Origin of the sequence: Celeribacter halophilus (assembly GCF_900114135.1) — a bacterium.
In the GTDB taxonomy this organism is placed as follows: Bacteria; Pseudomonadota; Alphaproteobacteria; order Rhodobacterales; family Rhodobacteraceae; genus Celeribacter; species Celeribacter halophilus.
Window position 1 is genome coordinate 1 of record NZ_FORY01000041.1, and the last position, 9,419, is coordinate 9,419.

At 51.8% G+C, this 9,419-nt stretch carries 10 protein-coding genes; 3 read left to right on the plus strand and 7 right to left on the minus strand.

Going from position 1 to position 9,419, the window contains the following annotated elements:
• Nucleotides 1-35: 35 nt before the first annotated feature.
• Nucleotides 36-263, minus strand: coding sequence for an IS3 family transposase (locus BM152_RS18235; protein ID WP_066598943.1), 228 nt, complete (start codon nucleotides 261-263; stop codon nucleotides 36-38).
• A gap of 251 nt (nucleotides 264-514) precedes the next feature.
• Complete coding sequence (locus tag BM152_RS18240; RefSeq protein ID WP_066599145.1) at nucleotides 515-1,399, minus strand: LysR family transcriptional regulator; 885 nt, start codon at nucleotides 1,397-1,399, stop codon at nucleotides 515-517.
• Nucleotides 1,400-1,632: 233 nt separating this feature from the next.
• Here BM152_RS18240 and BM152_RS18245 point away from each other — a divergent pair, with 233 nt between their 5' ends.
• The 3 genes from BM152_RS18245 to BM152_RS18255 all read left to right on the plus strand — a co-directional run bounded on the left by BM152_RS18245 (nucleotide 1,633) and on the right by BM152_RS18255 (nucleotide 4,264).
• Entirely contained in the window at nucleotides 1,633-2,367 is a 735-nt protein-coding gene (locus BM152_RS18245; RefSeq protein WP_066599148.1) for a pirin family protein, read from the plus strand.
• A gap of 127 nt (nucleotides 2,368-2,494) precedes the next feature.
• Nucleotides 2,495-3,199: a pirin family protein gene (locus BM152_RS18250; protein ID WP_066599151.1), complete on the plus strand. Its 705-nt coding sequence runs from the start codon at nucleotides 2,495-2,497 to the stop codon at nucleotides 3,197-3,199.
• Nucleotides 3,200-3,304: 105 nt separating this feature from the next.
• A complete protein-coding gene (locus BM152_RS18255) occupies nucleotides 3,305-4,264 on the plus strand; it encodes a pirin family protein (RefSeq protein WP_066599154.1) in 960 nt (319 codons plus the stop codon).
• A gap of 349 nt (nucleotides 4,265-4,613) precedes the next feature.
• Here BM152_RS18255 and BM152_RS18260 read toward each other — a convergent pair whose 3' ends face one another.
• From BM152_RS18260 to BM152_RS18280, 5 genes are all read right to left on the minus strand, one after another.
• A complete protein-coding gene (locus tag BM152_RS18260; RefSeq protein ID WP_244524896.1) occupies nucleotides 4,614-5,639 on the minus strand; it encodes a Hint domain-containing protein in 1,026 nt (341 codons plus the stop codon).
• Between the two features lie 417 nt (nucleotides 5,640-6,056).
• On the minus strand, nucleotides 6,057-6,791 hold the full coding sequence (locus BM152_RS18265) for a pseudouridine synthase (protein ID WP_066604752.1): 735 nt from the start codon (nucleotides 6,789-6,791) through the stop codon (nucleotides 6,057-6,059).
• 125 nt (nucleotides 6,792-6,916) lie between these two features.
• Entirely contained in the window at nucleotides 6,917-7,807 is an 891-nt protein-coding gene (locus BM152_RS18270) for a mechanosensitive ion channel family protein (RefSeq protein WP_066604749.1), read from the minus strand.
• A 74-nt stretch (nucleotides 7,808-7,881) separates the two neighbouring features.
• Complete coding sequence (gene rnk / locus BM152_RS18275; protein ID WP_066604746.1) at nucleotides 7,882-8,319, minus strand: nucleoside diphosphate kinase regulator; 438 nt, start codon at nucleotides 8,317-8,319, stop codon at nucleotides 7,882-7,884.
• Between the two features lie 783 nt (nucleotides 8,320-9,102).
• A complete protein-coding gene (locus tag BM152_RS18280) occupies nucleotides 9,103-9,315 on the minus strand; it encodes a hypothetical protein (RefSeq protein ID WP_066601492.1) in 213 nt (70 codons plus the stop codon).
• Nucleotides 9,316-9,419: the final 104 nt, after the last annotated feature.

Consider the following 9,419-nt stretch of genomic DNA (forward strand, 5'->3'; position numbering starts at 1 on the left):
TCGAACGCATGGCGTTCGCGGACTTACCCCACGATCTAGGCGTGGAGTTCCTTCACCTGCTCCTCATTGATCTCGGGATTCTTTCTGCCACCGCGTTCAAACACGCCGGAGGCGCCCTCAAAGAGCGCACGTTTCCATTGATGGATCATCGTCGGATGCACCCCGAACCGGCTTGCCAGCTCGGCGGCGGTCTCCTCACCCTTCAAGGCTTCCAGCGCGACCTTCGCCTTAAATTCAGGCGCATGTTGTTTGCGTTTCGACATCTCTGATCTCCTTTTCGTCGAAGATCAGCAGACTGCAAATCGTAGCTTACGTCACTGTCCGAATTTCGGGGGGTAGCTCAATTGTCCAGCAATGCTATCGTTCGAACGACTTTATCCCTTAATGTGTCTGCCTCCAATTCAGTGATAATCAGCTACACTTACCTTATTGGAAACATCCTATACCCATATACGCCAGATAGGCACTGCTTGATGACCAACCTTAAGCCGATCCAGTCATTTGAGGCAAAGCGCTACCCTAATGCCTGCTCAACGCAATCCAAAAACGCTTTTGTGCGGCGTGTTGGGCGTCTGCCAGGCGGAAAAACAGCATAGAGATTAAAACCGAACCAATCGTGATCATGTAGAACTTCAACGAGTTCTTCGGGTCGCAAATAGGGTTCCGCGACAAACTCTGGCTCAACCATGAACCCCAATCCGGCGACTGCCATTTGTGCCAAAAAATCTCCGTTACTGGCCCTGACACGTTGTGGAGGATTGATTGAACCTTTGGTGCCATCCGGTCTTTCAAATGTAAGCGTTTGGCGACTTCTCATGTTTTCGTAGCGTAGAATGGGAAGGTGACGAAGGTCTTCAGGCGTGTTGGGTTTCCCGTGTGCGTCCCAAAAGGTGGGAGACGCGACGACACAGTGGCGCACAAAGGATATTTTGCGCGCGATGAGGGATGAATCTGGTAAGTCACCTATGCGGATCGCAACATCAAATCCATCTTGCACAAGGTCAACATTGCGGTCCGAAAAATCGACGCGCAATGTAACCTCTGGGTTATCAATTAGGAATTGTGTGAACACAGGCTGCAGTTTTGACAGCCCGAAAGATACAGGCGCCGCGACATGAAGCGGGCCGGAAAGTTCTTGCACCTCTGCGCGCACGTTTCGCTCCGCGTCATCGAGGGCCTCCAACGCTGTCTCTACATTGGCAAGAAATGATCGTCCTTCTTCTGTCAGACTGAATTGTCGGGTTGTGCGCAGTATCAATTGGGCGCCGAGCCGAGCCTCCAGATCGGAAAGCCTTCTACTGACTGCCGATTTTGCAACTCCAAGCTGCTCTGCCGCACGGCTGATGGAGCCGGTGCGAGCGATCACAACGAATGTTTCGGCCTCATCTAAACGGGACATTGTTCTCCTGATCACAAATATGTTTTGCCAATTATCAGTCTGGTTCGAAAATTTGCAACAGTTATATCGATGACAACACGCCAATACGGCAACTGACAGACAAGGCAATTCGTCCAAAGGAGCGCGCACATGTCACCGCCCATCCTAAGCATTCAGGCCAGCACACGTCGCAGCTTCTACGGCGAAGTAGAGAACAACAGCATCAATGAACTCAGATTCAAAGGAATAGCATAATGACTATTCAACCAGACATCCAAGAGACCCCACGCTTTACGAAACGGCCAGCAAACGAACGAGGAAAAGCCGATTTTGGCTGGCTCAAATCAGCCCACAGCTTTAGCTTTGGTCAATACTACGACCCCAAGCATCTCGGCTTTGGAAACCTGATCGTTATCAACGATGATCGTGTGGAAGGCGGCAAAGGTTTTGGGGCACATCCACACAAGAACGCCGAGATTTTCTCATACGTTTTGGGTGGTGCGCTTGAGCATAAAGACAGCATGGGCAACGGATCGGTCGTGTCCGAAGGAGGCGTGCAATACATGAGCGCCGGTTCAGGTGTAACCCACTCCGAGTTTAACCCATCTCAGACTGAGGAAATGCGTTTCTTGCAAGTTTGGCTGGTGCCTGAGGTTGAGAATACACAGCCAGCATATGACACAATTGACCTGACGCCTGTGGATAAAGACGGCAAGCTGAAGCTGTTCCTATCAAATGATGGGCGAGATGGCTCTATGACAACACAAGCGGATGCCCTCGTATATGCGGCTACTTTAAGGTCAGATCAGACCATCACGCACGATTTTCCTTCTGGCCGCAAAGGGTGGGTTCAGGTCGCCGATGGCTCGGTTCGCGTAAACGATCTCGTGCTGAACAAAGGTGACGGTTTGGCAATTGAAGGATCGGGCACTTTGACATTTGATCAGGGGCAAGACGCTGAATTCTTGTTCTTTAATCTCGCCCCATAAAATTGAAGATCGCTGTAGGTCAACAACGCCGGCAGCGGTTTTTATTCAGAGTTACGTGTTGAGGCATGATGCCTTCGCCCCGTTCAGGGCAAGCAAAGCGTAAAAGCTATAACATCGGAGGTTGAGAATGATCACCATCCACCAAAAGGCCATCCGAGGACACAGCAAAACAGGGTGGCTCGATAGCTACCACACCTTCTCATTCGGCAGTTTTCAAGACCCTAAACGTATGGGTTTTGGGAACCTGAGGGTCTTGAATGAAGATACTATCATCCCCGGATCAGGTTTTGCGGAGCATCGTCATGAAGGCATGGATATCCTGACCTACGTGACCAGGGGTCAGCTGCGCCACAGCGACGATCAGGGCAACGTATCACTCATCTCGGCGGGCGAAGCGCAGTTGATGTCGGCTGGTGATGGCGTCTCTCACTCAGAACGAAATGCTTCGGATGCCGACATTGCGCAGTTTTTCCAAATCTGGCTCATTCCTGATGAGGGGGCAGGGGCGTCAAGCTACGCGCAAATGACTGTGCCGGAAACAGGGAATGTGATGTTGGCTGGACCGGCGTCATCAAAATCGCTGCTGACGCTTCGGTCTCAAACGACGGTCCGATTGGTTCGTGGAGATGAAGGCTCGACCACACGGCTTGTAGATACGGATACGTGTCGCTTTGTTCAACTGATTTACGGTCTCGCTTTCGCCGAGAGTGAACGTTTGAGTGCCGGAGATGGTTTGCAATTGCCAATCGGTGAGGAGACATCTCTTGATTGGGCAACTCCGGGTGCTCTGTTGCTTTTCACGATGCCAAATGAACGCAGAAACATGTCATAGTTCAAGCCATGTCATTGTTGGCGCGTAGGAAACTTTGGAGGGCAGATGCGTCTGCAAAACAACCGTCTTTTGATACGCTAAATAAGAGCGGATAGGAGAATTCACATGAGCTGGAATCCAACACAGAACCCCGAATGCCCCATATCCGAGGCCAATAGCATCGAAACGCTGATCATTCCCCGCGCCCGCGACATCGGCGGTTTTGATGTCCGGCGCGCCTTGCCGTCGCCAGATCGGCAAATGGTCGGTCCATTCATCTTTTTTGACCAGATGGGGCCAGCAGAATTCATCGACGACAGGGGGATCGATGTTCGTCCCCATCCTCATATTGGTCTTGGAACCGTCACATATCTCTACGACGGCGAGTTTGAGCATCGTGATAGTCTCGGCACGCATCAGATGATCTATCCCGGTGAGGTCAACTGGATGACCGCCGGTAAAGGTGTTACCCACTCCGAGCGCACCAGCGTTGAAACACGTGCCGGACGTAACAAGCTTTTTGGTATCCAGACGTGGATTGCGCTGCCTGCCGACCGCGAAGATATGGAGCCAGACTTCGAGCATCACAAAGAGGCGGCTCTTCCTGTCATAACGGATACGGGCATTAAAGCGCGCCTCATTCTTGGGAATGCGTTTGGCGAAGTCAGTCCGGTCACGATGCAGTCCGAGGCATTCTATCTGGATGTTGTGCTTGAAGCAGGTAAAGCATTTCCCCTACCTGATAACCACGAAGATCGTGGCGTCTATGTTACTGAAGGCTGCGTCGAGGTGGCGGGTGATGTCTTTGAGGCTGGCCGCATGATGGTTTTCCGTCCAGGCGACCGTATTTCGCTCAAGGCCGGTTCACGGGGTGCTCGCCTGATGGCGCTTGGTGGCGCAACGATGAACGAAAAACGCTACATCTGGTGGAACTTCGTATCGTCATCAAAGGACCGGATTGAACAAGCGAAAGAAGATTGGAAAGCGGGTGACTGGGAAAATGGGCCTTTCCGCTTGCCTCCAGGAGATGATGAGGAATTCGTCCCGATCACCCCTGAGCTCGATCGGACGCGACCTAAAGACTGATTTAGGGAAAGGCACATTTCTGAGGGAATGGTGTTGATAAACTTCAAAATAGCCATTGATTGCAGGCGCAGCACTCAACACCGCAAGCTCTTTTTGGACCTCGGAGGTAGCCCAGTATCTTAACCTGATACTGTGGAGTTGGATGCATTCTCGGCCCAGACCTGCCATTCATCAGATACGACTTGGCCGCTGTGCAGCTACACCAAACCAAACATTCGTGCATCGCACAGCATTTTCGGAGGGTGAAGGGCAGGACTGCGGGACTAAGCGCTCTTTCGTTGCAGTTGCGCCTATGGCTGGTTTTTGATGTTTGCAAGACAAGAGAAAATACGAGCGATCACCGCTGCACTTAGTCACTTAATAAAGGTCTCTCATTTGCAATATGACGGCGGATGAGCTGCTCCATTTGTTTTCCTTTTTCGGGGATATGTCGGGCAGGCTTCGTCCCATATGACATGTTTTCCAACTCCGGAAACAGCAACAGAATTTCCTGCCGTGCGGCGGGGGGGACGGATTTCAAAGCTTCCGGTCCCGTGTAAAGGCTTTCTGTTGGTGCGCCCTCCGAAAAGACCACTTCGTGTTGATCAAGGAGAAAATGGAAATATTGAACGTCAGTCACGCTCTCATCAACATGAATGCCGGGCAACATGGTCAACTTGATTGCTGGAATCAGGACTTCCATCGACCCAAAAATGCGTTGGGCAATTATTGATCTAACAAAAACTCTGTGTTGACGCGATACAAGGAGGTCTCGTTTGGGCAGGCCATTTCCAAGAGCCCCGGCCATGATACGAACGGGCCGCAGTTTAGGGTTTTGCAGTAGTTTGATGGGGCCAGCTTTGAACGATCCGGCCCAGCGAATTTTCTGATATCCGCGATCTTGCGTTAAAACCATATCTCCAATTTTTAGATGCTCAACAGGTACATGCCCATCGCGTGTTTCAATCAAAGTTCCATGAACAAAACAGACAACGATTTCGTTTGGAACGTTCTCAATGCCGCTTGCGGTATAGGTTTTTCCGGTAATGATTGGAGTTCCGCCAGGGTATTGTACCAAATGAGTGTATTGTACCAAATGAGTCGAGACGAAATTCGAATCACCACCGATTACCATTCCAAGTGCATCGACGCTGCCAGATCCATCGATTTGCTGTTGCCACCCAAAAGCTAACGTCTGGCCAACCCATTCATCTGGTAGACTGCCTGTGACTGCTGTTATCGTGGGGAGCGCCCCTGTTTCTGTATCTGGGTTGTTGTCGCCGACACCAAGTGCGTCTTCGTCAGAAAAAGTGATCGTCCCAACAACACCCTGCGATGTAAATGTGCCCCAAGCCGTTCCGGTAACCCCGATGATATCGATCGTGTAACTAGGCATTTTTGTCTCTTGGTGGCTGCGTGTTAATCTAAGATTGTATGGAGAATGTTGTCACAATTATGACGTGTGAAGTCACGTCACTAAGAGAGTTCGATGTGCCGTGTCATATTCCAATGCATCCGACCTGCGTGAGCATGCTAAGGAACCTCGTTGGACGAACGAAAGCCGACATTCGTACACCGCGTAGCATTGTTAATGTGGGCTCGAAGCGGACATGACCTGTGCATCCGCAGCATCAGGGGCTTTTCGAATTGATTGCGGAAAACGGAACTTTGTTGTGGCTGTGCGGTCATTGGTTCGTTTTGTGAAAAGCCAACATTCGCACGCCTGCCGCGCGATAGTTCTTGCCGCGCCATGCGCTAAGACCAGAAAACGTAGATAGTAACCTATGCGAAAAACGCACACACCAGCCTTAGTCTATTGAAAAATTGTGGAAACCTTTCCTTCGGTAAGAAGCCTCCATTCACCCGACGCCAAGTCCTCAGGGAGTGTTAGTCCGCCAATGCGCTCACGGTGCAATCCCGCAACGTAGTTTCCAGTGGCAGCAAACATGCGCCGCACTTGGTGGTATCGACCTTCGGTAATACTGAGCAAGGCCTCGGTCGCTGAAACCACTTCCAATTCAGCAGGAGCGAGTGGCTTGTCTTCGTTCTCCAACATCATGCGCCCCGAGGCAAACAGATCGCCTTCTGTGCCTTTCAACGGGCGGGCCAGCTTGACCCGATAGGTCTTTTTTATGCGGCGTTTCGGGCTTGTCGCATGGTGCAACAGGTCGCCATCATCTGTGAGAAGCAATAGGCCGGACGTTTGCTTGTCCAGGCGGCCAACAGTTGAGATCCTTGGCTCACGCAACCTCCAACGTTTGGGCAGGAGGTCATACACCAGTGCGCCGCCATCACTGTGTGAGCAGGTCATGCCCACAGGCTTGTTCAATAGCATGACCATAGGTGCGAGCGGATCGAGAGCCTCATCGTATATGGTCATGTGGTGAGGCAAGTCTGGCGTGATAGGAATACGCTTGGTCACGTCCACAATCACGGCGGTATTGAGAGTGATCCCTCCAGCCCTTGCTATGCGTGCGATGTCTTTGCGCGAGCCGTAACCCATAGAAGATAGCAGCTTATCGATCCGCACTGTTGGAATCTTAGCCATGAACTTAACTCCTTGAAATAAGGCCCGAAAGGTCTGAATTCGGAATGAACATTCGAGATTTCTGGATCATCATTGGGAGCCATTTGCATTCATTCAGAGGGGCACTTGTGTGAAGAACGCGCGTCCTAAAAGGATGACGGTTTGGCGCGAACGAGTTCAATGCGTCGGTGCGGCGCGAGGTATCCCTTGTCTCGCAGAGCGTCATCAACAAGGCTATAAACCTCGTCACGGCAATCGGGATCGAGATCAAAACGCGACAACCAGAAACGAAGCGCATAGGTGATGCCAGCTTCTTCGTAGGCAAGAACACGCACGTCGGGTGCTGGGTCTTGCTGGATCAGTTTCGCATCTTTCAAAGCATTCAGCATCACCTCGCGAGCGCGACCAACGGGCATTGTGTGATCAAGTGTGATTGCGATCTGCGCCCGATATTGCGGTCTGGGAGCCGAGTAGTTGGTGATCCTCTGTCGTGCGATTTGGCTGTTGGGAATGATCGCGTAGGTCGAGTCACGCGTTAGAATGCGCGTGGTGCGCCAGCCGATTTCAATGACTTTCCCGCGCGCCAAACTATCAATGTCGATCCAGTCTTCAATGCGAAATGGCCCCTCGACCCCGAGAGCGATACCCGAAAGGGTGTCGGCAACAACATTTCGGATCGCGAAGCCAAGCATTGCAAGCACCAAGCCCGAACCGGCCAAGGCCCCGATCGCACCTTGTCCTAGAAACAGGGAGATGGCGGCTCCAAACGCCACAAGAAAGAGGAGCGCCGCAATCAGGTCACGCAGCAGGCGTGGATAGGGGCGGTTGCGTGGGCTGGCTGCGTCCAGCGCCGCAGACACCATGCGACTGGCAAGCCATGCGAATGCAAAATAGGCCAATGCTGTGATACTGGTCGATAAGGTGTCGTCGGTGCCGACAAGAACCGCGATGTGCGACGAGAACAGGATTAATCCTGCGCACAAGATTGAGAAAACCGTCGGCCAAACGAGGCGTCGGGCATGGAATTTCGTATTCATTTCAGACGCCTCCTTTGTGGCTCTGAGTTAGTCATGTCTTTGGGAGAGGAGAAATGGCTCGACCTCACCGGTTTCTAGCCTTTCGTCTTTTCTGGGGGCTGGGTCACTTCCAGGACCGTCAATGTCCGTCGTTGATCGTCTCGGGTGTCCCAGTAAAAACTGGCCCCTTCGGACAATCCGAGGAGCGCGACACCAATGGGAGTCATGACTGACACGCAAAGGTTCGTGATATCGGCCTCCTCAGGATAGACCAGCGTTACGGTTTTTTCCTGTCCGGACATTTCGTCCCGATAGGTGACTGTGCTGCCCATTGTCACAACTTTATCGCGCACTTTCGCAGGGGCCACGATACGGGCGCGCCCGATCTCTTCGAGTAGTCGATCTGCCAGTGCAGGCTGTCGACGCATCATGTTGTCCGCCAACTCTTCTAGGTGGGCGAGATCATCCGCGCTGATCACGACTTTCGGATTGCGCTTGAATGGTTTTTTCGTGGAGTTAGTCGACGTTGACATGGGATGTGCTCCTTTAGACGTAGGAATGGTGCAAGAATGGCTGCAAGGGTTTGAGGAACGAGTTGCGTGTGAAGATTTGCCTGTCGACGGTGGCGATGCGGGAAATGAGCGGCGTTGAATGCTATTTCCCCCACTGGCGTTTTTATCGCCAGAGCCGCACTTTCAGGACTGTAAGAAGACCCCGGAAGGTTCGCCAGACGCGAACGCGCCTAGACCGCCCGGGGAAAAGGGCGGTTTAGCAAAAGAAACCGGAAATGATTTGCATAGACCATCATGGCGATAGAGCTAAGCACACTTCGGTCGATAGTCAATCTCGATAGCCAAACTTAGATTTTGCAGTAGTTTTTTGACCTTTATGGACCATTTATCAACTCATTACGCAGGACCTGAGTAATGCTCCGGCGAGGGCCGTCTGAACAGGGCTTGGCTTCGATGGTAAGTCCGACTTTCTATTTCTTATTATAATCGAACGTTACTATTCCCCACACATAAGCGATGGGCAAGGCAATAGGCGGAATCCAAGTTGAAAAAACAGAATAGCGGCGAGACTCGACCCACCAATCTGGTCTCCAAATTAGTAGGTATAATGCAAACATCTCCACTCCGACGCAAATAATAGTAAAGCGCCAGAATTCTTTCGGTCTTTCTTTATAGAGTCTCGAAATTTTATGAAGAAAACTTCTAACCATTTTTCAGATCCTTTGTAACCACCTCATTGATAACGTGTTGAAGGTAAATGCCTAGCGTAATCATCCGGCGTAGGCCACAGGGAGACCTCCGCGCTCACTCCTGGTCCATTTCGATCAGATCGCGTAGGTTTTCGATACCGAACGTCGTGAATGCGATGACGCTTTCGTCGCGGAGGCCGCAGACCCAAATCACGCCATCTTCGGTTTCCATATTGATAGCGAGATCGAATATCCGGTCGACGGTTTCGCCAAGTCCGGCAGCAACGCGCTCGATGGTCTTGACGGAATGCACCTTATTGAGCTGCATGATTATGGCGTCTCTTGGAGGGACCGGTTTTTCCAATTCCATGGCAGAAGTTCCGGCACGCGCGAGACGGGCATTTCAGGCAACCGGGCAAGAACATCGGCGAG

Coding starts and splice junctions, on each gene's coding strand:
- BM152_RS18235 (WP_066598943.1), bottom strand. CDS start 263: ATGTCGAAACGCAAACAACATGCGCCTGAATTTAAGGCGAAGGTCGCG.
- BM152_RS18240 (WP_066599145.1), bottom strand. CDS start 1,399: ATGTCCCGTTTAGATGAGGCCGAAACATTCGTTGTGATCGCTCGCACC.
- BM152_RS18245 (WP_066599148.1), top strand. CDS start 1,633: ATGACTATTCAACCAGACATCCAAGAGACCCCACGCTTTACGAAACGG.
- BM152_RS18250 (WP_066599151.1), top strand. CDS start 2,495: ATGATCACCATCCACCAAAAGGCCATCCGAGGACACAGCAAAACAGGG.
- BM152_RS18255 (WP_066599154.1), top strand. CDS start 3,305: ATGAGCTGGAATCCAACACAGAACCCCGAATGCCCCATATCCGAGGCC.
- BM152_RS18260 (WP_244524896.1), bottom strand. CDS start 5,639: ATGCCTAGTTACACGATCGATATCATCGGGGTTACCGGAACGGCTTGG.
- BM152_RS18265 (WP_066604752.1), bottom strand. CDS start 6,791: ATGGCTAAGATTCCAACAGTGCGGATCGATAAGCTGCTATCTTCTATG.
- BM152_RS18270 (WP_066604749.1), bottom strand. CDS start 7,807: ATGAATACGAAATTCCATGCCCGACGCCTCGTTTGGCCGACGGTTTTC.
- rnk (WP_066604746.1), bottom strand. CDS start 8,319: ATGTCAACGTCGACTAACTCCACGAAAAAACCATTCAAGCGCAATCCG.
- BM152_RS18280 (WP_066601492.1), bottom strand. CDS start 9,315: ATGCAGCTCAATAAGGTGCATTCCGTCAAGACCATCGAGCGCGTTGCT.